At 68.9% G+C, this 21,735-nt stretch carries 21 protein-coding genes; 6 read left to right on the top strand and 15 right to left on the bottom strand.

The features are described 5' to 3' along the window. The first annotated feature begins 348 nt into the window (after nucleotides 1–348). Nucleotides 349–1,410: an SMP-30/gluconolactonase/LRE family protein gene (locus ACXI0U_RS14870; RefSeq protein ID WP_173178012.1), complete on the top strand. Its 1,062-nt coding sequence runs from the start codon at nucleotides 349–351 to the stop codon at nucleotides 1,408–1,410. An 85-nt stretch (nucleotides 1,411–1,495) separates the two neighbouring features. Here the strand turns inward: ACXI0U_RS14870 and ACXI0U_RS14875 are convergent, their stop codons facing one another. Then, complete coding sequence (locus ACXI0U_RS14875) at nucleotides 1,496–2,287, bottom strand: lysophospholipid acyltransferase family protein (protein WP_479550472.1); 792 nt, start codon at nucleotides 2,285–2,287, stop codon at nucleotides 1,496–1,498. A 94-nt stretch (nucleotides 2,288–2,381) separates the two neighbouring features. On the opposite strand from ACXI0U_RS14875, the gene ACXI0U_RS14880 reads away from it, so the two are divergent. The 3 genes from ACXI0U_RS14880 (at nucleotide 2,382) to ACXI0U_RS14890 (ending at nucleotide 5,432) form a co-directional block, all read left to right on the top strand. After that, nucleotides 2,382–3,236: a sulfurtransferase gene (locus tag ACXI0U_RS14880; RefSeq protein WP_479550473.1), complete on the top strand. Its 855-nt coding sequence runs from the start codon at nucleotides 2,382–2,384 to the stop codon at nucleotides 3,234–3,236. Between the two features lie 249 nt (nucleotides 3,237–3,485). Then, complete coding sequence (locus tag ACXI0U_RS14885) at nucleotides 3,486–3,965, top strand: hypothetical protein (protein WP_479550474.1); 480 nt, start codon at nucleotides 3,486–3,488, stop codon at nucleotides 3,963–3,965. Between the two features lie 192 nt (nucleotides 3,966–4,157). Next, complete coding sequence (locus ACXI0U_RS14890; RefSeq protein ID WP_479550475.1) at nucleotides 4,158–5,432, top strand: OmpP1/FadL family transporter; 1,275 nt, start codon at nucleotides 4,158–4,160, stop codon at nucleotides 5,430–5,432. A 176-nt stretch (nucleotides 5,433–5,608) separates the two neighbouring features. Here ACXI0U_RS14890 and ACXI0U_RS14895 read toward each other — a convergent pair whose 3' ends face one another. From ACXI0U_RS14895 to ACXI0U_RS14910, 4 genes are all read right to left on the bottom strand, one after another. Next, nucleotides 5,609–6,667: a DUF2167 domain-containing protein gene (locus ACXI0U_RS14895; RefSeq protein WP_479550476.1), complete on the bottom strand. Its 1,059-nt coding sequence runs from the start codon at nucleotides 6,665–6,667 to the stop codon at nucleotides 5,609–5,611. A 161-nt stretch (nucleotides 6,668–6,828) separates the two neighbouring features. After that, nucleotides 6,829–7,380 (bottom strand): glutathione peroxidase, encoded by a 552-nt coding sequence (locus tag ACXI0U_RS14900; RefSeq protein WP_479550477.1) that lies wholly within the window; start codon nucleotides 7,378–7,380, stop codon nucleotides 6,829–6,831. A gap of 177 nt (nucleotides 7,381–7,557) precedes the next feature. Then, nucleotides 7,558–8,757 (bottom strand): MFS transporter, encoded by a 1,200-nt coding sequence (locus tag ACXI0U_RS14905; RefSeq protein WP_479550478.1) that lies wholly within the window; start codon nucleotides 8,755–8,757, stop codon nucleotides 7,558–7,560. Between the two features lie 43 nt (nucleotides 8,758–8,800). Then, nucleotides 8,801–9,214: a MarR family winged helix-turn-helix transcriptional regulator gene (locus ACXI0U_RS14910; protein WP_479550479.1), complete on the bottom strand. Its 414-nt coding sequence runs from the start codon at nucleotides 9,212–9,214 to the stop codon at nucleotides 8,801–8,803. Nucleotides 9,215–9,376: 162 nt separating this feature from the next. On the opposite strand from ACXI0U_RS14910, the gene ACXI0U_RS14915 reads away from it, so the two are divergent. Both ACXI0U_RS14915 and sph read left to right on the top strand, forming a co-directional pair. Beyond that, nucleotides 9,377–11,197: an acyl-CoA dehydrogenase C-terminal domain-containing protein gene (locus ACXI0U_RS14915; RefSeq protein ID WP_479550480.1), complete on the top strand. Its 1,821-nt coding sequence runs from the start codon at nucleotides 9,377–9,379 to the stop codon at nucleotides 11,195–11,197. A gap of 201 nt (nucleotides 11,198–11,398) precedes the next feature. Continuing rightward, nucleotides 11,399–12,949, top strand: coding sequence for a sphingomyelin phosphodiesterase (gene sph / locus ACXI0U_RS14920; protein ID WP_479550481.1), 1,551 nt, complete (start codon nucleotides 11,399–11,401; stop codon nucleotides 12,947–12,949). 34 nt (nucleotides 12,950–12,983) lie between these two features. Here sph and ACXI0U_RS14925 read toward each other — a convergent pair whose 3' ends face one another. Genes ACXI0U_RS14925 through cobO form a run of 10 tightly spaced genes read right to left on the bottom strand, consistent with a single transcriptional unit; the run spans nucleotide 12,984 to nucleotide 21,732 of the window. Further along, nucleotides 12,984–13,715 (bottom strand): adenosylcobinamide-GDP ribazoletransferase, encoded by a 732-nt coding sequence (locus tag ACXI0U_RS14925; protein ID WP_479550482.1) that lies wholly within the window; start codon nucleotides 13,713–13,715, stop codon nucleotides 12,984–12,986. Further along, nucleotides 13,712–14,260 carry an alpha-ribazole phosphatase family protein gene (cobC, locus tag ACXI0U_RS14930; protein WP_479550483.1) on the bottom strand — a complete coding sequence of 183 codons (549 nt, stop codon included), beginning with the start codon at nucleotides 14,258–14,260 and terminating at the stop codon, nucleotides 13,712–13,714. Before cobC ends, ACXI0U_RS14925 begins: the two co-directional genes overlap by 4 nt. Then, nucleotides 14,257–15,315 (bottom strand): nicotinate-nucleotide--dimethylbenzimidazole phosphoribosyltransferase, encoded by a 1,059-nt coding sequence (gene cobT, locus ACXI0U_RS14935; RefSeq protein WP_043246193.1) that lies wholly within the window; start codon nucleotides 15,313–15,315, stop codon nucleotides 14,257–14,259. The genes cobC and cobT overlap by 4 nt, the downstream gene beginning before the upstream one ends. Beyond that, the gene (gene cobU / locus ACXI0U_RS14940) at nucleotides 15,312–15,833 is read right to left on the bottom strand and encodes a bifunctional adenosylcobinamide kinase/adenosylcobinamide-phosphate guanylyltransferase (RefSeq protein ID WP_479550484.1); all 522 of its coding nucleotides are present in this window, start codon (nucleotides 15,831–15,833) and stop codon (nucleotides 15,312–15,314) included. The genes cobT and cobU overlap by 4 nt, the downstream gene beginning before the upstream one ends. Continuing rightward, complete coding sequence (locus ACXI0U_RS14945; RefSeq protein ID WP_479550485.1) at nucleotides 15,826–17,292, bottom strand: cobyric acid synthase; 1,467 nt, start codon at nucleotides 17,290–17,292, stop codon at nucleotides 15,826–15,828. Before ACXI0U_RS14945 ends, cobU begins: the two co-directional genes overlap by 8 nt. Beyond that, nucleotides 17,289–18,281, bottom strand: a complete 993-nt coding sequence (cobD, locus tag ACXI0U_RS14950; protein ID WP_316927442.1) for a threonine-phosphate decarboxylase CobD — start codon at nucleotides 18,279–18,281, stop codon at nucleotides 17,289–17,291. Before cobD ends, ACXI0U_RS14945 begins: the two co-directional genes overlap by 4 nt. After that, nucleotides 18,274–19,182, bottom strand: coding sequence for an adenosylcobinamide-phosphate synthase CbiB (gene cbiB / locus ACXI0U_RS14955; protein ID WP_021222703.1), 909 nt, complete (start codon nucleotides 19,180–19,182; stop codon nucleotides 18,274–18,276). The genes cobD and cbiB overlap by 8 nt, the downstream gene beginning before the upstream one ends. After that, a complete protein-coding gene (gene bluB / locus ACXI0U_RS14960) occupies nucleotides 19,179–19,829 on the bottom strand; it encodes a 5,6-dimethylbenzimidazole synthase (RefSeq protein WP_265169305.1) in 651 nt (216 codons plus the stop codon). Before bluB ends, cbiB begins: the two co-directional genes overlap by 4 nt. Next, nucleotides 19,826–21,124, bottom strand: coding sequence for a cobyrinic acid a,c-diamide synthase CobB (locus ACXI0U_RS14965; RefSeq protein ID WP_043244948.1), 1,299 nt, complete (start codon nucleotides 21,122–21,124; stop codon nucleotides 19,826–19,828). Before ACXI0U_RS14965 ends, bluB begins: the two co-directional genes overlap by 4 nt. Further along, nucleotides 21,121–21,732 carry a cob(I)yrinic acid a,c-diamide adenosyltransferase gene (gene cobO / locus ACXI0U_RS14970; protein WP_021222700.1) on the bottom strand — a complete coding sequence of 204 codons (612 nt, stop codon included), beginning with the start codon at nucleotides 21,730–21,732 and terminating at the stop codon, nucleotides 21,121–21,123. Before cobO ends, ACXI0U_RS14965 begins: the two co-directional genes overlap by 4 nt. Nucleotides 21,733–21,735 lie beyond the last annotated feature (3 nt).

Genomic DNA, 21,735 nt, shown 5'->3' on the forward strand with positions numbered 1-21,735 from the left:
AGGTTTCGACCTTCGCGCCCACTGTCCTGTCAGCCCATCTGACGGGACAGCGCGCCCCGGTCAAATGAGCGACTGTTTCTTCGATTTACCCGCGACAACGCCAAACGCCAGCGCCGGCAGGGCCGGAACGGAAGCGAGGGAGGCGTAGGTGGCGGGCATGGTGTAGCTCGGTGCAGGAATGCGAGTCGAGGATACTGCGAAAATCCCTACAGGGCTGTCAACTGCGGCGACGTCGCACCCGGGCCATTCACCCTGGCCGGGTCTCTGGCGCTGGCCGGCCATGGCTGCTAAAAAGCCCTTCCAACAATAACCAGGCCCATGACGGGCCCACCGCCAGGGAATTCGGACATGAAGAAGCTTCTGGGCCTGCTGGTCCTGCTCATCGCCGCTGCGGGCATCTACCTCGGCATCACCAAGAGCCCCATCGACCCCGTCGCCTGGGACGCCCCCAAGGCGCCGCCCATGACCGGCGTGATGGAGCCCAACGACACCCTGATGAAGGCCGAGCTGCTGGCCAAGGGGCAGATCCACGGCCCCGAGGACACCGCCGTGGACGCCCAGGGCCGCGTCTATGCCGGCCTGCACGATGGCCGCGTGGTGCGCATCGACGCCGACGGCAAGGTCGAGACCTTCGCCACCACCGGCGGCCGCCCGCTGGGCATGGACTTCGACGCCCAGGGCAACCTGATCGTCGGCGACGCCTACAAGGGCCTGCTGAGCATCGACCCCAAGGGCCAGATCAAGGTGCTCGCCACCGAGGCCGAAGGCGGTCCCTTCCGCTTCACCGACGACCTGGACATCGCCAGCGACGGGCGCATCTACTTCACCGACGCCTCCGCCAAGTTCGAGCAGCCCGACTACCTGCTGGACCTGCTCGAAGCCCGCCCCCACGGCCGGCTGATGCGCTACGACCCGGCCACCGGCAAGGTCGAGGTGCTGCTCAAGGACCTGTACTTCGGCAACGGCGTGGCGCTCTCGGCCAAGGAAGACTTCGTGCTGGTCAACGAGACCTACCGCTACCGCATCACCCGCTACTGGCTGAGCGGCGAGAAGGCCGGCACCCACGATGTGTTCATCGACAACCTGCCGGGCCTGCCGGACAACCTCCAGGGCGACCGCAAGGGCACCTTCTGGGTCGCCCTGCCCTCCCCACGCAAGGCCGACGCCGACTTCCTCCACACCCAGCCCTGGCTCAAGGCACAGATCGCCAAGCTGCCCCGCGCGCTGTGGCCCAAGGCGGAGAAGTACGGCCTGGTCATCGCCCTCGACGAGAACGGCCAGATCATCCGCAGCCTGCACGACACCAGCGGTACCCACCTGCGCATGATCACCTCGGTGAAACCGGTGGGCGACTACCTGTACTTCGGCAGCCTCGACAACGACCGGATCGGCAAGCTGAAGATCCACTAAGGGCCGGACGACTGGCCCATTCCCGGAGACGAGAAGCCCGCCAATTGGCGGGCTTCTTCATTTCCAGGAGCGCGATACCAGCTGCTCAAGCCGGCGCAGTCTCGTGCACGCCCGGAACCACCCGGGCCGGCTGCGGGTGCAACAGCGCCTGCATCTGCCCGTGGGTCCGCGCCATCAGCTCGTCCAGGTGCTCGACGTCGAACTGCGCGGCATCGATGGGTGCCCCCACGTGCAGCGACACCGGCAGGCCGAGGTTGAAGCGCCAGGTGCGCGCCGGCAGCACCTGGTGGATACCGCGGATGGCCACCGGGACGATCACCGCGTCGGTGTCCAGCGCCAGGTGGAAGCAGCCCTTCTTGAAGCGCTGCAACTGGCCATCCTTCGAGCGCGTGCCTTCCGGCGCCGCCCACAGCACGATGCCGCTCTCCATCATCTGCCGCGCCCGTTGCAGGTCGGCCAGGGCCCGGTGGCGGTTGTGCCGGTCGACGAAGGGGAACTCCGCCGCCTTCATCGCTGCGCCGAGGAACGGCAGGCGCGACAGCTCCTGCTTCGCCAGCATGCGGATCGAGCCCGGCAGGGCCACGAAGCTGGCGGGGATGTCGTAATGGCTGGAGTGGTTGCAGAGGATCAGGTAGCGACGGCCGTCGTTGAAATCAGGCAGCTGCCCATGCACCGACAGACGCACCCGCACCAGGCGCAGCAGGCCGCGGGACCAGGCGCGGGTGTAAGCGTCCACGCGCGCGCGGTCGAGACGTCCGCAGGCGGCACGCCCCAGTACCAGCAGGCAATAGAACAGTGTCAGCAGCAACGACCCGAGCACCACGCCGATGCGGCGGGCGAGGTTGGCGCTCTCGGCGAAGGATTGCAGGCTTGGCATGGACGGCTCTCCGCATCACTCATCGATCCGCGCGACGCGACGCGCGGCTGTCCTTATGATGCCCACTGTCATCGATTGGACACAGGAGACCGCCATGCCCCTCGCGCAACTGATCAGCCCCCGGCAACTGGAAGCCCGCCTGGGAGAACCGGGCCTGATCGTGCTGGATTGCCGCTTCGCCCTCGACGATCCCGCCTACGGGCAGCGCAGCTACGCCGAAGGGCATATCCCCGGCGCGCGCTTCGCCGACCTGGAGCACGACCTCTCCGGCGTGGTGCAAAGGGGCGTCACCGGGCGCCACCCGCTGCCTGCCCTGGAACGCCTGGTGGAGCGCCTGCGCGGCTGGGGCGTCGACAATGACAGCACCCTGGTGCTCCACGACGACGGCCCCGGTGCCTTCGCCGCGCGCGCCTGGTGGCTGCTGGCGTGGCTGGGCAAGCGCGAAGGCGTGTACCTGCTGGACGGCGGGCTCAAGGCCTGGCGCGACGAAGGCCTGCCGCTGGAAGTCGCCGTGCCGGAAGTGCCCCGTGGCCGCTTCAGCGGCGAAGCCGACCCCAGCCTGCTGCGCAGCGCCGACGAACTGCAGGGCCGCCTGGGCGCGGACGACCTGACACTGCTCGATGCCCGCGCCCTGCCCCGCTTCAGGGGCGAGGTGGAGCCCATCGACCCGGTGGCCGGCCATATCCCCGGCGCCCAGTGCGCGGTGTTCACCGACAACCTCGGCGCCGACGGCCGCTTCCTCCCCGCCGAGGCCCTGCGCCAGCGCTTCGCCGCCTTCCTCGGCCAGCGGCCGGTGGAAGGCCTGGTCGCCTACTGCGGCTCCGGCGTCACCGCTTGCCACAACCTGTTCGCCCTCAGCCTCGCCGGCTACCCGCTGGCGCCGCTCTACGCCGGCTCCTGGAGCGAATGGATCACCGACCCGGCACGCCCGCTGGCCAAGGGCGACTGAGCCACCCAGGCCATGCCGGCCCGTCATCCGCGATGCCGGGCCGGTTGCGAGCGATCATTTTTTAATCACCCTGGGATATATGCGCCAGCCAACCTCGGCTCAAACAGTTTAAAAACAGGCCTTTACAACGTTTTCATCGCACTACACTTCAAAACGAGCGGCTAACCCCGCTTCCGGCGGGGCCCTTTCCGAGAACGAGAAGCTGCCAGACGCCCCCGGTCCCGCCGGCACCTTTATCGCGAGGGCACCATGGGAATAGCCGCCAGCGACCTCTGTGAACACGTCATCCGCCCCACCCTGCTCTACCTGCAGCGCCCCTCGCCCATGGCCGAATCCCTGCTGCTGGGTGCCGCGGCCTGCCAGTCGGCACTCGGCAGCGCCCTGGGCGACCAGGCGGGCTACGGCCTCTATCACATCAGCGAGGAGCACCACCGCTGCCTCTGGGACCTGCACCTGGCGCGCGACCCGGAACTCGCCAGCCTGGTGCGCGGCCTGGCCAGCCAGCACGCCTTCCTCGCCGCGCCGCACCTGGAGCTGGCGGTGAACCTGCGCTACGCCACCGCCATCGCCTGGCTGCTGATCGAAACCGAGGTGCTGGTGATGCCCGCCGCCGACGACTGGATCGGCATGGCCGCCATCTGGCGCCAGGTGTTCAACCCGCAAGGCACGCCTCGCCAATACCTGGATGCCTGGCAACGCTGGGTGGGCCCTTCGGCAAGGGTGGCGTAGGCCCGATCCGCTCACTGACCGACCAGTCAGGAACGAGCGTCCAAGGCAATATGCACGATCAGCGAAATTGCAGGCATTTTGATGCCATAAAGCCCGATAAAACGCTCTATTACGGGAACTCCCCGAAGCTGGCAGGGGTCTGGAAATCCTGATAGTTTCCGCCACCTGTTTGAAAGTCCCCAGGAGTCATCCGTGATCAAAAGAGTCTTCAAGACCAGCCTCGCAATCGCCATCAGCGCTGCATCCAGCTTCAGCCTCGCCGGTGGCTTCGCCATCAACGAACAGAGCGTCAGCGGCATGGGCACCGCCTTTGCTGGTCGCTCCTCGTCCGCCGACGACGCCACCACCGTCTTCGGCAACCCGGCCGGCATGTCGCGCCTCAAGCGCGAGCAGGTCAGTGGTGGCATCGCCCTGCTGGACGCCAAGACCGATATCGACGACCACAGTGGCACCTTCGGCGGCAGCAACGACGGCGACATGGTGCCCTTCATGGGCGTGCCCATGGGCTACTACGTCAAGCCGATCGATGACAAATGGACCTTCGGCCTCGGCATGTACGTGCCCTTCGGCCTGATCACCGACTACGAGTCCGGCTTCCAGGGCCGCTACTACGGCGACCGCAGCGAAGTCCGCGTGATCACCCTGCAGCCGACCATCAGCTACAAGATCACCGACCAGCTCTCCGTCGGCTTCGGCCCGACCATCAACCGCATCGACGGCGAGCTGACCTCCGCCACCCTCAACGCGGGCACCCCCGGCCGCAACGACGGCAAGGTCAAGGTCAAGGGCGACGACACCGCACTGGGCTACAACGTCGGCGTGCTGTTCGAGGCCACCCCCAGCACCCGCTTCGGCCTGACCTACCACTCGATGGTCGACTACAAGCTCAAAGGCGATACCCAGATTTCCGGCACCGGCTTCGGCCCCTTCTCCGGCAACGAGTACGACGCCTCCCTGAAGCTGAAGACCCCCGAATCCGTCGACTTCTCGGTCACCCATGACCTGAACGCCGACTGGACCCTCTATGCCGGCAGCACCTGGACCCGCTGGAGCCGCCTGAAGGACATCACCGTCAACAACAAGGGCGTTCCGGCGCTCCTCGGGGGCTCGGCGGGCCCCATCGGCACCATCACCGAGGAACAGGACTGGCGTGACGTGTGGTCCTACGCCGTGGGCGCCTCCTACAAGCTGAACCCGCAGTGGACCCTGCGCGCCGGCCTGGCCTACGACCAGACCCCGACCCGCAACGAGCACCGCTCGCCGCGCATCCCCACCGACGACCGCAAGATCCTCAGCCTGGGCGCCGCCTGGAGCCCGAGCGACGACTGGACCGTCGACGTCGCCTACTCCTACCTGAAGGAAGACGATGCCGAAGTGAACCAGACCAGCGCCACCAAGGGCCGCTACACCTCCACCTACAAGAACAGCGCCCACGGCCTGGGCGCGCAGGTGACCTACCGCTTCTGATCCCTGGTTGCGGCAAGCGAAAAGCCCGGACCTGTTCCGGGCTTTTTCATATCCGCAACCCACAGTTGTAGCCCGGGCTTCAGCCCGGGAAAGCCGCCATGCAAGCGTCCCCCCCGAAAGCCACCCAATAAAAAGCCCGGACAGGTCCGGGCTTTTTTTCATTCACTCAAGGTCATTCACTCGACGATCTTGGGCTTGTCGTCCTTGTTCATGTCCATCACCGTCGCCGCCGGCTCGCTCACCACCACGGGCTGCGGCTCGGGGGTCGGTTGCGGCTGGGCCTCGGCGGGCGCTTCCTTCTTCTTGCCGCGGATGCGGTTGATGATCCAGGCGCCGATGGCCAGGGGCACGAAGAAGAACTTCTTCAGGAACACCAGCAGGATGGCGAACAGGCCGGCCTTGGCGGCGACCTTGCCGGCGATCAGGGCGCCCAGGCCATAGGCCGCGACCTTGTCCAGCTCGGGGTTGAAGTCGGCGTAGCGGTTGCCCGGGTTGAACTCGGTCATGGCCAGCACCGCCGGCAGGTTCTGCTCGATGGTCGGCAGCTGGTCCATGTTGGCGATGAAGTTCAGCACCAGCACGCCCTTACGGCCCAGCACGCGGATGTTGTAGTTCAGGGTGTGGGTCTCGGCGTCGCCGAACTTCAGCTCCTTGGCCCAGTGCAGCTTGCGGCCTTCGGCGTCGTAGCGCGGCTGGGCGGCCCAGCCGATCAGTTGCACCGGCTCGTAGCCGTTCTCGGCACGCCACTTGTTGTCGGCCTTGGCCTCTTCCTTCATGTCCTTGAGCATGTCGCCGTAGTCGATGTCAGCGGCATCTTCGTCGGAGACGTAGCCGTTCTCCTCGTACTCAACCGTCACCGCCCAGGACTCGTCGGCCAGTGGCGAGATGCCCTTGGGCAGAATCATGCCCAGCGGCAGGACTTCATCCGGCGGGTTGCCCCAGGCGTCGGTCAGCACGCGCTCGGCGTCTTCACCGGCGAGGAAGACGAACTGCTCGGGGACGTCGAGGGTGGCGAGGTTGTCGCCGATCACCACCTTGCCCTGCTGGAAGTTCAGGCTGGCGAGGAACTCTTCCTCGGACATCGTCTGGCCATCTTCCTCGATGGTGGCCTCGCCCTCCTCTTCCGCCTGGGTGGCGGCAACGGGTTCTTCGGCGGGGGCTTCGGGTTTCGCGGCGAATGCGCAAGGAATGGCAGCGGCGATGAGGCCGGCCAGGATCAGTTCCTTGATCGACATGGGTAACTCCATGGTTGGGCAAAAAGTAAGGCGCGAGAAGGTATCACGAGCCATGCCGGGAAACCGGAACCAGCCGAAATATTCAGAAATATTTATCCGGCACCACGGAACTTTCGCGTGCCCCGGGTGCCGCGAAAAACCTTACCGAAGCAGGCGGTCCTTCAAAGGGGCTCGCTGGCCAGGGCCTGCTCCACAGCCTTCACCAGGTCCTCGTCGTCCGGCTTGGTGAGGCTGGAGAAATGCGCGATCACCTTGCCCTGGCGATCCACCACGTACTTGTAGAAGTTCCAGCGCGGGCTCTGCCCGGATTGCGCGATCAGGTCGCGGTACAGCGGCGTCGCTTCGTCCCCGGTGACGTGTTGTGGCTGGGTCATGGCGAAGGTCACGCCGTAGTTCACGTAGCAGACCTTGGCCGTCTCGGCGTTGTCGTCGGCCTCCTGCTTGAAGTCGTCGGAAGGCACGCCGAGCACTTCCAGGCCGTCGTCCTTGTAGCGCTGGTAGAGCGCCTCCAGGCCCTTGAACTGCGGGGTGAAACCGCAGTGGCTGGCGGTATTGACCACCACCAGCGGCTTGCCGGCGAAGCGCTGGCAGAGGTCGATGGTTTCCTTGGAACGCAGCTGCTGCATCGAGTGCTGCAGCAACGGCACGCATTCGGTGGCCAGGGCGGGCCCGGCGACAGAGGCCAGCAGGGGGAGAAGGAAGAGACGTTTCATCGGGCACTCCACGCGGCAGGGGCAATGCTCGAAGGCTACCCCCGCCCTGCTAAAGCGGCAATCAGCACAGGCTCATGTTCAGTTGCAGCAACGCCAGGCCGCCGCGCTGCCAGCCCCACCAGGCCAGAGCCAGCAGCAGGGTCGCCCCCACGCCGAGCGCCAGCCCCAGGCGCAGGCTCATGCCAGAGCCTGCAGGCGCTCCACAGGCCGCTCGCGCACCGGCCAGTTCAGCGCCGCCGCCATCAGGCTGAGGAGGATGGAAATCTGCCAGACCATGTCGTAGCTGCCCGTGTGGTCGTAGAGGTAGCCGCCCAGCCAGCCGCCGAGGAAGGCGCCGAGCTGGTGGAAGAGGAAGACGATACCACCGAGCATCGACAGGTTGCGCACACCGAACAGGGTGGCGACGGTGCCATTGGTCAGGGGCACGGTGGAGAGCCACAGCAGCCCCATGGCGATGCCGAAGGCGTAGGCGCTCCAGGTGCTCAGCGGCGAGTAGACGAAGGCGACGATCACCACCGCGCGCAGCAGGTAGAGCACCGTGAGCAGGCGCGGCTTGGACAGGCGCCCGCCGAGCCAGCCGGCGATATAGGTGCCGAACACGTTGAACAGCCCCACCAGCGCCAGCACCGTGGTACCCACCTGGGCCGGCAGGTGCTGGTCCACCAGGTAGGCCGGCAGGTGCACGCCGATGAACACCACCTGGAAGCCGCAGACGAAGAAGCCCAGCGCCAGCAGCCAGAAGCCGGAATGGCCGCACGCCTCGCGCAGTGCCTCGCCCAGGGTCTGCTCATGGGCGGCCACCGGCAGCGGCTGGTCCTTGAGCATTCCCGCCAGGGGCACGATCAGCGCCACCAACAGCCCCAGTGCCAGCAACGCCGACGACCAGCCCAGCCAGCCGATCAACCCGAGGGTGCCGGGCAGCATGGCGAACTGGCCGAAGGAGCCGGCGGCGGCGGCGATGCCCATGGCCATGCTGCGCTTCTCCGGCGGCACTGCGCGGCCGACCACGCCGAGGATCACCGAGAACGAAGTGCCCGACAGGCCGATGCCGATCAGCAGCCCCGCGCTCAGCGAGAGCCCCATGGGCGAGTGGGAATACCCCATCAGCACCAGGCCGACGGCGTAGAGCACCCCGCCGATCACCACCGTCTTCATCGCCCCGAAGCGGTCGGCGATGGCCCCGGTCACCGGCTGCGCCAGGCCCCAGATCAGGTTCTGCAGGGCGATGGCGAAAGCGAACACCTCGCGCCCCCAGCCGAACTCGGCACTCATGGGCGCCAGGAACAGGCCGAAGCCGTGGCGGATACCCAGGGACAGGGCCAGGATCAGCGACGCCCCCAGAAGGATCCAGCCACTCGTGCGCCATACGGAAGTCATAGAAGGTCCTCTACGGGTATATACCCGCGTTATCGCGAAAAAATCAGTCCAGGGTTTCCAGTTCGCCCAGCAGCGACATCAGCGCATCACGCCGCTCGTCACCCATGCGCTCGACCATCCGCTCCTGCACGCTTTCCCAGGCCTGCAGCGCCTGTTCGACACAGGCCTTGCCGCTGGCGGTCAGGGCCACCAGGCGGTTGCGCTGGTCCTCGCCCTCGCCCATCCGCACCAGGCCCCGGCCCTCCAGCACCCGCAGGTTGCGGCCCAGGGTGCTGCGGTCCAGCCCCAGGGCCTCGGCCAGGTCGGTGATGCTCGGCTGATCGAGGCGCTGCAGGTTCTTCAGCAGCGAGTACTGGGCGACGTTGATCCCGATATGCTCCAGGGCGTCGTCGTAGATGCGGGTCAGGTTGCGGCTGGCGCGGCGCAGCCGCGTGCACAGGCATTGGGTCGTCATCATGGATGCGTGTATATACCCGCATCCAGTCATCGTCAATGGAAATCAGCCTGGTGGCCGGCATTGTCCGAACTGCCAGAGGCCTCCGTTACCGCTGCCAAGGCCGCGCCGGCACGGGCGCCGTATAAATCGGCACGTCTGTCACCTGCGTTCCGAGGTTCACCGATGCCCAGCTACAAGGCGCCCCTGCGCGACACCCGTTTCTTGCTCAACGAGGTCTTCGACTTCCCCGCCCACTATCGTGCCCTGGCCAATGGCGGCGAAGCCACGCCGGACATGGTCGACGCCATCCTCGGTGAGTGCGCGAAGCTCTGCGAAGAGGTCATCGCCCCGCTCTACCACAGCGGCGACGAGGAAGGCTGCCACCTGGAGAACGGCGACGTGCGCACGCCCAAGGGCTACAAGGAAGCCTACGACGCCTATGTGGCCGGCGGCTGGCAGGGGCTCTCGCACCCGGTCGAGTACGGCGGCCAGGGCCTGCCCATGAGCCTCGGCGCCCTCAAGCAGGAGATGCTCGGCACCGCCAACTGGCCCTTCTCCATGTACCCGGGCCTGTCCCTCGGTGCCATGAACACCCTGATGCAGCACGGCACCGAGGAGCAGAAACGCACCTACCTGACGCCCCTCACCGAAGGCCGCTGGGCCGGCACCATGTGCCTCACCGAGCCCCAGTGCGGCACCGACCTGGGCCAGGTGAAGACCCGTGCCGACGCCAACGCCGACGGCAGCTACGCCCTCACCGGCACCAAGATATTCATCTCCTCCGGCGACCACGACCTCACCGAGAACATCATCCACATCGTCCTCGCCCGCCTGCCCGATGCCCCCAAGGGCACCCGTGGCATCTCCCTGTTCATCGTGCCCAAGTTCCTCCCAGGGGATGCCGGCGGCCTCGGCCCGCGCAACGGCGTGAGCTGCGGCGCGCTGGAGAAGAAGATGGGGATCAAGGCCTCCAGCACCTGCGTGATGAACTTCGACGGCGCCACCGGCTACCTCATCGGCCCGCCGAACAAGGGCCTGGAATGCATGTTCACCTTCATGAACAGCGCACGCATCGGCACCGCCATCCAGGGCGTGGCCACCGCCGAACTGGCCTACCAGGGCGCCCTGGCCTATGCCCGCGAGCGCCGCTCCATGCGCGCCCTCTCCGGCACCAAGGAGCCGGGCGAGGTGGCCGACGTGCTGATGCACCATGGCGACGTGCGCCGCATGCTGCTGACCCAGAAGGCCGTGGCCGAGGGCGGCCGCGCGCTGGTCTACCTGGCCACCCAGTACGCCGACCGCATGATCGAAGGCATCCTGCAGAACGACACCGCTAAGTACGAGCACTGGGACGACAAGCTCGGCTTCCTCACCCCCATCCTCAAGGGCTGCCTCACCGAGCTGGGCCTGGAAAGCGCCAACCTCGGCATGCAGGTGTTCGGCGGCCATGGCTACATCCGCGAGCACGGTATGGAGCAGATCGTCCGCGACGCGCGCATCGCCACCCTCTACGAGGGCACCACCGGCATCCAGGCCCTCGACCTGCTCGGCCGCAAGGTGCTGCTGATGACCCAGGGCAAGGCCGTGCGCGACTTCACCGGGCAGATGGCCCGCTTCGCCGTGGATCTGATCAAGCAGGAGCCCGCCATGCGCGGCCGCGCCCTCACCCTGCTCAAGCTCGCCGGGCAGTGGAACGTCCTGACCCTGCGCATCGCCCTGCGCGCCCGCAAGGACCGCGACCTGGTGGGCACCGCCAGCCACGACTTCCTCATGTACGCCGGCTACGCCGCCCTTGCCTACGCCTGGGCCCTGCAGGAAGCCGCCGCCCGCCGCCACCTGCGTGAAGGCGGCAGCGAGTCCGAGGACTTCTACCGCGCCAAGCTGGCCACCAGCGACTTCTACTTCGACCGCCTGCTGCCCCGCGCCAAGGGCCACGCCGCCGCCATGACCAAGCCCACCGGCTCGGTGATGGGCCTGCCGGGGGAGCATTTCGTCTTCGAATGAGGCACCGGGTGGGGCATCGCCCCAGGCGCTCCCGGCGGGAGGCCTGGGGCAGACGACGCCAGGCCTTCAGCTATCCCCCATGAAATGTCGCCGTCATACAGCTGATGTTTCTTACAGCTGACCAAACGGACGAAGCCTTAGCCGGTCCGCCAACGGGTGGTAGCGTCGCGCCGCCCTGAGCCCCCCATCAAGGACATGCCGATGACCCCATCTGCCCGCATCACCGGAGCGCTGCTCTCCCTCCTCGCCGCCGCCCAGGCCCAGGCCGCCCCCGATCCCCGGCCCGACGCCTACAACCTGCTCACCCACAACGCCTTCTTCCTCACCCCCCTGCCGTTCAAGTTCAGCTGGAGCAACCAGGAACGCGCCCGGCTGATGACCCGCGCCGACTACCTGGAAGAACGCGACCTGGTGATCTTCAACGAACTGTTCGACAACGCCGCCTCCGACATCCTGCTGAGCGGCGTGAAGGACCGCTACCCGCACCAGACGCCCGTCCTCGGCCGCTCCACCGCAGGCTGGGACGCCACCACCGGCAACCCCGCCGCCAACCTCGAGGACGGCGGCGTCGCCATCGTCAGCCGCTGGCCCATCGCACGCCGGGTGCAATACCTCTACCGCGATGCCTGTGGCGCCGACCGGCTGGCCAACAAGGGCTTCGTCTACGTCAAGGTGCTGCGCGGCGAGCGCCCCTTCCACGTCATCGCCACCCACACCCAGGCCGCCGACAGCGCTTGCCCGGATGGAGGCCGTGCCGTGCGGGAAAGCCAGTTCAGGGAAATGCGCGCCTTCATCGACCGCGAGAACATTCCCGCCAACGAAGTGCTGTTCATCGGCGGCGACCTCAACGTCATCCGCAGCAGCGACGAATACCCGCACATGCTGGCCCAGCTGGACCTGCGCGAGCCCGACAGCTACGCCGGTGCCTCCGCCACCTTCGACACCCGGCGCAACGGCGTCACCGGCTACCAGTACCCCTACAAGGACAACGGCCCCGGCAAGGCCCCGAGCAACCCGCCGGAGTACCTCGACTACATCCTCGTCTCCAACCGCCATGGCCAGGTGTCCTACTGGCACAACCAGGCGCTGGACATCCCCTCCCCGCGCTGGAGTGCCAGCGACGGCGTCAACACCTGGTACTACCAGGACTACTCCGACCACTACCCGGTGGCCGCCTTCACCTACGCCGACCCGCTGCGCACGCCGCAGCAGGCCTACAAGCCCACCGACAACCGCTACGCCCGCGTGGTGCTGCGCAGCCTGGACAACGGCAACGCCCTGCGCACCGGGGCAAAGGCCACCAACTGGGTCACCGTCACCGGCAACGGCCGCGACGACGCCAGCACCTTCAGCCTCAATGCCTGGGACCACTTCGCCAGCTTCTGCGTACGCAACGGCGACTACGTCACCCTGGAATCCCGCGCCTACCCCGGCTACTTCCTCACCTGGTACGAACACGGTGCCGGCAAATGGGGCTACTACCCCGCCGCCGGCAAGCCCTCGCGGCACCTGCGCGTGCAGATCGACAACGACCAGGGGCAATGCCTGAAGGACGGCGACCAGGTGGCCTTCATCGACTACAGCGGGCAACGCCCCCTGCCCGGCCACGACTACTACCTGAAGATCTGGCCCGACGGCGCCTGGAAGGACCACCTGTTCCTCTGGGGCAACGCCCAGGACGGCAGCCGCTTCCGTGTGGAAGTAGCCCCCACCGCCGTCCACGAGGACTGGCGCAGCAAGCTGCGTTTCTGAACCGGGTCGCACCGGGGCCGCGCGGCCCCGGTGCTCAGGCCAGCAGTACCACCGCCACCAGCACCCCCACCTCCACCAGCTCCACCAGCGCCCCGGCGGTGTCCCCGGTGGTGCCGCCCAGCCGGCGCATCAGGCCGCGCCGCCACCCGGCGAACACGGCCAGGGCCGCCGCCAGCGACACCAGCGCCACCCAGCCGAACACCAGGCCCAGCAGCGCGTGGGCGCCCAGCACCCAGGGCAGCGCCTGGCGCGGCAGGTGCTCGGCCAGGGCCTGGCCCAGGCCGCCCGGGCGCACGTAGGGGGTGGTCATGAACAGCAACGGCAGCAGGCCGCGCGCCAGCCAGGGCGCCAGCAACAGCGCGGCGATGGGGCCCTGCTCCAGCAGGGCGACCAGGGCAGAAAACTTCAGCAGCAGCACCAGCACCAATACGACCACGGCGATGGGGCCGCTGCGCGGGTCCTTCATGATGGTCAGGGTGCGCTCGCGGTCGCCGTAGCCGCCCACCCAGGCGTCCGCCGTATCGGCCAGCCCGTCCAGGTGCAGGCCACCGCTCAAGGCCACCCAGGCGGCGAGCAGCAGCGCGGCCTTGAGCAGCACCGAGGTGTCACCCAGCAGCCATTCCAGCGCCAGCAGCGCCAGGCCGAGCAGCCCCCCCACCAGCGGGTAGAACAGCAGCGAGCGCCCCACCTGCACCGGCTCGGGCATGCCCGGCAGGCGCACCGGCAGGCGGGTGAGGAATTGCAGGGCGATCAGCAGCGGGATCATGGCAAAACGATCCGGTGCAGCGTGGCGTGGGGCACCTCCACCTGCATCAACTGGGCTCGGGGCAGGCCCCGCGCACGGGCCAGCAGCAGGCGGATCACCCCGCCGTGGCTGACCACCAGCAGGCGCTGGCCGGCGAAGCCTTCCTGCAGCCGCGCAGCCGCGGCGTGGACGCGGGCCTCGAAGTCCAGCAGCGTTTCGCCCCCGGGCGGGGTGAAGCTGTAGGGGTCGTTCCAGAACAGGCCCAGCCCGGTTTCGTCGGTGGCCATCAACTGGGCGGCAGTGCGGCCCTCCCAGGCGCCGAAATGCAGTTCGCGCAGGTCGGCATCGAAGCGCAGCGGCAGGTCCAGGCGCCCGGCCAGCTCCTCGGCGAAGCGCGCGCAGCGTTGCAGTGGCGAGGCGACGATGGCGTCCCAGGGGCCGGCCCCCTCCACTGCGCTGCGCATCTGCGCCCAGCCGGTTTCGGTCAGGGCGTCGTCCAGGCTGCCGCGAAAACCTGCGCCCAGTTCGGTCTCGCCGTGGCGCAGCAGGTCGATGACCAGGCTCATGCCGGGCGATCCGAAACGGCGGCTTCGGCGAAGGTGGCCATGCCGTTGTGCAGGTCACAGGCCAGGCGCAGCAGCGGCAAGGCGATGGCGGCACCGCTGCCCTCGCCCAGGCGCAGGCCGAGGTCGAGCAGGGTTTGCGCCTGCAGCTCCGCCAGCACGGCCTGGTGGCCCGGCTCGGCGGAGCGGTGGGAGAACAGCAGCCAGTCGCGGCAGGCCGGGTTCATGCGCACCGCGCACAGGGCGGCCACGCTGCAGATGAAGCCATCCACCAGCACCGGGATGCCGCGCTGGGCGCAGCCGAGGTAGGCACCGGCCAGGGCGGCGACCTCGAAGCCGCCGAGGCGGCGCAGGCTTTCCAGCGGGCCATGGCAATGGGGGCTGTGCAGGGCCAGGGCGCGCTCGATCACCTCGGCCTTGTGCTGCACGCCCTTGTCGTCCAGCCCGGTGCCGGGGCCGACCAGTTGCGCCGCCGGGGTGCCCAGCAGCGCGCAGGCCAGGGCGCTGGCGGCGGTGGTGTTGCCGATGCCCATCTCGCCGCCGAGGTAGATGTCCGCGCCCGACTCCACCGCGCGCACGGCGCTGGCGCGGCCGGCCTCCAGGGCGGCCAGGCACTGGGCATCGCTCATGGCCGGCTCGCGGGCGAAGTTGGCAGTGCCGGCGCCCAGGCCCAGGTGCAGCACGCCGGGCAGTTTTTCCAGGGGCACGGCGGTGCCCAGGTCGACCAGTTCCAGGGTGGCGCCGAGGCTGTGGGCCAGCACGCTGATGGCCGCGCCGCCGCGCACGAAGTTGCGCAGCATCTCGCCGGTCACCGCCTGCGGGTAGGCGGAAACGCCCTCCGCCACCACGCCGTGGTCGCCGGCGAACACGGCGAACCAGGGCCGCGCCACCTCGGGGCGATCGCTGCCCTGCATGGCGGCCAGGGTGATGGCCAGGCCTTCCAGCTGGCCCAGGGCGCCGCGGGGCTTGGTCAGTTGGTCCTGGCGGGCCTGGGCCCGGGTGCGGGCGACATGGTCCTGGGGCTGGCATTCGGCCAACCACCACGCGAGGGTGTTCATAGGGGCTCTCCCTTTAACAGCATGGGCAGGCCGGCGACGGTGAAGGTCACGCGGGTGCAACGCTCGGCCAGGGCCTGGTGCAGCCAACCGGCTTCATCGACGTAGCGGCGGGTCAGTTCGCCCAGGGGCACGACCCCGAGGCCGGTTTCATTACTCACCAGCAGCACCCGCCCCGGCAGCTCGCCGATGCAGGCCAGCAGGGCATCGCGCTCGGCGACGAGGCGCGCCTCGTCCTCCAGCATCAGCAGGTTGGTCAGCCACAGGGTCAGGCAATCCACCAGCAGGCAGGTGCCGGGGGCGGCATGCTCGCGCAGCACCCGGGCCAGTTCGACGGGCTCTTCCACCAGGCCCCAGTGGTCGGGGCGGCGGGCGCGGTGGCTGGCCACGCGCTGGCTCATTTCTCCGTCCAGGGGCTGGCTGGTGGCGATGTAGGTGACGGCCAGGCCGGATTCAGTGGCGAGGCGTTCGGCCAGGCGGCTCTTGCCCGAGCGGGCGCCGCCGAGGATGAGTTCAACCATGGACGGGCTCCAGGCCGCAGAGGCGGCGCAGCAGGTCGGTATCCAGGTGGCGCTCGACCTGGTCGGCCAGGCGCTCAATGTCACGCTCGCGCAGCGCCGGGTAGTCCACCGCCTGCACTTCGGCGAGGCCGGCCCAGCGCAGCAGCGCATCACGGGCCTCGGCGCCTTCGAACAGACCGTGCAGGTAGGTGCCAAGCACCTGGCCGTCGGCGCTCATGGCACCGTCGGCGCGGCCATCGTCCAGCCGCACCGCCGGTTGCTCCAGGGCAGCACCGCGACTGACCCCGGCGTGGATCTCGTAGCCGGTCACTGGCGCGTTCTCCAGGCCCAGGTAGCCGCGCACGTTGCGCAGCTGCTTCTCCGGCTCCAGCACCGTGTCGAAGGCCAGCAGGCCGAGGCCGGCGCTGCTGCCGGCGGGCCCTTCCAGGCCATGGGGATCGTCGATGCGCTCACCGAGCATCTGCAGGCCGCCGCAGATGCCCAGCAGCTTGCCGCCGTAGCGCAGGTGGCGGGCAATGGCCAGATCCCAGCCCTGCTGGCGGAGGAAGGCCAGGTCGGCGCGAACGCTCTTGGAGCCGGGTAGCACGATCAGGTCCGCCGCCGGCATCGCCTGGCCGGGGCCGACCAGGGTCAGCTGCACCTGCGGGTGCAGGCGCAATGGGTCGAAATCGGTGTGGTTGCTGATGCGTGGCAGCACCGGCACCACCACCTTCAGCGCCTCGCGGGGCTTGGCGTCCTGGCGCCGGTCGATGGCGTCCTCCGCCTCCAGGTGGAAGTCGGTGAGGTACGGCAGCACGCCGAGCACCGGCTTGCCGGTACGTTGTTCCAGCCAGTCGAGGCCCGGCTGCAGCAAGGCGATGTCGCCGCGGAAACGGTTGATCACGAAGCCTTTCACCCGCGCCTGCTCGCTTTCCGAGAGCAACGCCAGGGTGCCCACCAGGTGGGCGAAGACGCCGCCCCGGTCGATGTCGGCGATGAGGATCACCGGGCAGTCCACCGCCTCGGCGAAGCCCATGTTGGCGATGTCGTTGGCGCGCAGGTTGATCTCCGCCGGCGAGCCCGCCCCTTCCACCATCACCACCTGGTAACCGGCTTCGAGGCGCTGGTGGGAGGCCAGCACCGCCTGCATCGCCACCTTCTTGTAGTCGTGGTAGGCGACCGCGTTCATCGAGGTGACGGCGCGGCCGTGGATGATCACCTGGGCGCCGGTGTCGGTATTGGGCTTGAGCAGCACCGGGTTCATGTCGGTGTGCGGCGCCAGCCCACAGGCCTGGGCCTGCACCGCCTGGGCGCGGCCGATCTCGCCGCCGTCGGCGGTCACCGCGCTGTTCAGCGCCATGTTCTGCGGCTTGAACGGCACCACCGCCACGCCCTGGCGCTTGAGCCAGCGGCACAGCGCGGTCACCAGGGTGCTCTTGCCGGCGTCGGAGGTGGTGCCCTGCACCATCAGCGTGGTCATGCGAGCTCCCGGGCGAAGCCGCTCAGGGCCTGGTCCAGGCGCCGCCAGCCGGCTTCGTCCGGTGGCAGGCCGAAGCGCAGGCTCGACGGCGTGAGGAACAGGCGGGTAAGGATGCCGTGGGCGGCGAGGTATTCGTGCATCACCCCGGCATGGGGCATGGCCACCCACTGGAACAGGGCGCAGCCACCGGTGGGCTGCAGGCCGTTGTCGGTGAGCAGGCGCGCCAGGCGCTGGCCGTCCACCAGCAGGCGCTCACGCTGCCGGGCCTGGCCGTCGGCGTCTTGCAGCAGGGTCTTGGCGATGAAACGGGCGGGGCCGCTCACGGCCCAGGGGCCGAGCAGCTCCTCCATTTCATCGAGCAGCTCCTGGGCGGCGCAGACGAACCCCAGGCGCAGCCCGGCGAGGCCGAAGAACTTGCCGAAGGAGCGCAGCACGATGAGCCCCGGCAGGTGGCTGATGCGCGCCAGGCTCTGGTCCGGGGTGCAGTCCATGAAGGCTTCGTCCACCACCAGCCAGCCGCCGCGCTCGGCCAGGCGCGCATGCCAGTCCAGCAGCAGCTCCGGCGAGTAGCGCTGGCCGGTGGGGTTGTTCGGGTTGACCACCACCAGCACGTCCAGGCGGTCGATGGCGCGACGGGCACCGGCTTCGCTGATCTCTTCCAGGCGATGGCCGACCCGGCGCCAGGCGGCGGCATGCTCGGCGTAACAGGGCGAGAGGATGCCCACCTGGGAGGTACGGCGAATGCGCGGCAGTGCCTGGATGGCGGCCTGGGAGCCGGCCACCGGCAACAGGGTCGGGGCCTTGTAATAGCGGCGGGCGGCCTCTTCCAGGCCGTCGTCCTGCTCGGGCAGGCGGGCCCAGGCGGCGCCGGGCACCTCCGGCAGGGTCCAGCCGTAGGGCGCCAGGCCGGTGGAGAGATCGAGCCAGTCGGCCTCAGGGATGCGATAACGCTGCGCGGCGGCGCGCAGCCTGCCTCCATGCTCAAGCAAAGAGCCACCCTCCGATGATCAGCACGCCCACCCAGAGCATCACGCCCTGACGCACCAGGTCCATGCCGCGGTCGATGTCTTCGGCCCGCGCGGGCTCGCCCAGCCCCAGGTGCGGGCGCTCGTGCAGCTCACCGTGATAGACGGCCGGGCCACCCAGTTGCACGCCCAGCGCACCGGCGCCGGCGGCCATCACCGGGCCGGCGTTGGGGCTGTCCCAGAGCGGTGCCTGCTTGCGCCAGCAGTGTAGCGCCACGGCCGTCTTGCCGAGCAGCGCGTAGGTCAGTGCCACCAGGCGCGCGGGAATGTAGTTGAGAACGTCATCGATGCGCGCGGCGGCCCAGCCGAAGCGTTCGAAGCGCGCGTTGCGGTAGCCCCACATGGCATCGAGTGTGTTGCTCAGGCGGTACAGCACCACGCCCGGCGCGCCGGCCACGGCGAACCAGAACAGCGCAGCGAACACCGCATCGCTGCCGTTCTCCAGCACCGACTCGGTGGCGGCACGGGCCACGGCGCCTTCGTCCAGTTCGCGGGTTTCTCGGCTGACCATGTAGCCGACGCGCTGGCGTGCCTGCTCCAGGTCACCGGCCTCGAGGGCGCGGGCCACCGGCTCGGCGTGTTCATTGAGGCTGCGCAGGCCGATGGCGGCGTAGAGGGCGATGACGCCCACCAGGGTGCCGATCCAGGGCAGCTCGGCCAGCCACCAGGCGGCCAGGGTCAGCGGCAGCACGGCGATCACCCAGGCGCTGACGCCATGGCTGCGCCAGCCACGGCCACCGGGGTTGAAGCGTTGCTCGAGGCGCTTGGCCCAGTTGCCGAAGGCCACCAGCGGGTGCCAGCGCCGTGGCTCGCCAAAGACGGCATCCAGCACCACGGCGGCCAATGTCAGCATGCCCAGGCTCATTCCTTGTTTCCCCACTGGTTCTCGAACAGTAATTCGGACAACGGGCGCGGCTGCGCCCAGCCCTCCAGCGCCAGCATCGGCGCCGGGTAGAAGACCTCCACCGGGCCCAGGCAGAGCACCGCCAGGGGCTTGCTGCCGGGCGGCATGCCGAGCAGCTCGGCCAGGGCCTGCGGGTCGAACAGCGAGACCCAGCCCAGGCCCAGCCCTTCGGCGCGGGCGGCGAGCCAGAGATTCTGAATCGCGCAGGCCAGGGACGCCATATCCATTTCCGGCAGGGTGCGTCGGCCGAAGACATGGGCCTCGCGCCCGTCCATCAGCGCGGCCACCAGCAGCTCGGCGCAGTCGCGGATGCCTTCGACCTTGAGCCGCATGAATTCGTCGGAGCGCTCGCCCAGCGCCTCGGCGGTGCGCACCCGCTCCGCCTCCACCAGGCCGTGAATGTCCTCACGCAGCGCCGGCTCGGTGACGCGGATGAAGCGCCAGGGCTGCATCAGGCCGACGCTGGGCGCCTGGTGCGCCGCCTCCAGCAGCCGTGCGAGCAGCTCGGGCGCCACCTCGCCGCCGCTGAAGTGGCGCATGTCGCGACGCTCGGCGATGGCGCGGTAAACGGCGGCGCGTTCCTCGGGGCTGAAGGCGTTGTCGGTCATGGGCGCAGGAGCTCCGCCGCCGCAGCGGGATTGGAAGGCAGGTAGAAGTGGATATAGGACGCGGTGAGGCGGCCGATGCGGAACACCGCCTCGGCCACCGGCTTGTCGTTCGGGCAGGTGCCGCGCGCCAGGGGCTGCAGCGACGAGTCGAGGCGCGAATGGTGGTAGGTGTGGCCACGCAAGGCACCGCCGGGCAGCTCGACTTCCTGCAAGGCCAGGGCCACCAGGCGCTTCTGCATCACCGCGCTGCCGGGCAGCAGGCCCACCAGTTCGGCACGCTCGCCTTCGGCGTCGGTCAGCGCGTCCAGCAGGTAGAGCATGCCGCCGCACTCGGCGAGCGTCGGCTTGCCCGCGTCGCAGTGGGCACGGATCGCCGCCGCCATGGCGCGGTTCTCCGCCAACGGCGCCAGGTGCAGCTCGGGGTAGCCACCGGGCAGGTAGAGGCTGTCCACCTCGGGCAGCGCGGCGTCGGTCAGCGGCGAGAAGAACTGCAGCTCGGCACCCAGGGCGCGCAGCAGGTCGAGGTTGGCCTGGTAGGTGAAGGCGAAGGAGGTGTCGCGGGCGACGCCGATGCGCACGCCTTCGAGCAGCGGTTGCAGCTCATGGGCCGGCGGCGCCTCGAAGGCTACGGCCGGCGGCAGCTCCACCGAGGCGCTGGCGGCCAGGGCATCGGCAGCGGCGTCCAGGCGCGCATCCAGGTCAGCCAGTTCCTCGGCCTGTACCAGCCCCAGGTGGCGGCTGGGCAACTCGACCTCGGCGCTGCGCGGCAGGGAGCCGTACCAGCGGATCCAGTCCGGCAGGCTGTCGCGGATCAGGTCGCTGTGGCGCTGGCTGCCGACGCGGTTGCCGAGCACGCCGGAGAACGGCAGGCCCGGTTGGTAGGTGGCCAGGCCCACGGCCAGGGCGCCGAAGGTCTGGGCCATGGCGGCGCCATTGATCACCGCCATCACCGGCACGCCGAAGCAGCGCGCCAGGTCGGCAGCCGAGGGCGAGCCGTCGAACAGGCCCATCACCCCTTCGATAAGGATCAGGTCCGCTTCGGCAGCGGCCTCCCAGAGCAGGCGGCGGCTTTCCGCCTCGCCGATCATCCACAGGTCCAGCTGGTACACCGGTGCGCCGGAGGCACGGGCGAGGATCATCGGGTCGAGGAAATCCGGCCCGCACTTGAACACCCGCACGCGCTTGCCCTGGCGGGTGTGCAGGCGCGCCAGGGCGGCGGTGACGGTGGTCTTGCCCTGGCCGGACGCCGGGGCGGCGATCAGCAGGGCCGGGCAATGGCGCGTGGAGGTGCTCAGAATTCCACCCCTTTCTGCGCCTTCACCCCGGACTTGAAGGCGTGCTTGACCAGGCTCATCTCGGTGACGGTGTCGGCGGCGTCGATCAGACCCTGAGGCGCGCCACGGCCGGTGGCGACCACGTGCTGCAGCTCGGGGCGCGATTCGATGTCGCGGAGCACGGTCTCCAGGTCAAGGTAGCCGTGCTTGAGGGCGATGTTCAGCTCATCCAGTACCACCAGGCCCACCTGCGGGTCGTTGAGCAGCTGCGCCGCGACGGCCCAGGCCTGCTGCGCCTTGTCGATGTCGCGCTGGCGGTCCTGGGTGTCCCAGGTGTAGCCCTCGCCCATCACGTGGTAGGCGACCTCGTCCGGGAAGCGGCGGAAGAAGGCTTCCTCGCCGGTGGACATGCCGCCCTTGATGAACTGCACCACGCCCACCTTCACACCGTGCCCGAGGGCGCGGGCGACCATGCCGAAGGCCGAGCTGCTCTTGCCCTTGCCATTGCCGGTGTGCACCAGCAGCAGGCCGTACTCGTCCTGGGCCTGGGCGATCTTCTCGTCGATCAGGGCTTTCTTGCGCTGCATGCGCGCCTTGTGGCGGGCATCGCGTTCGATGGATTCGGTCATGGG

It is taken from the genome of Pseudomonas sp. C9D1 (assembly GCF_056491235.1).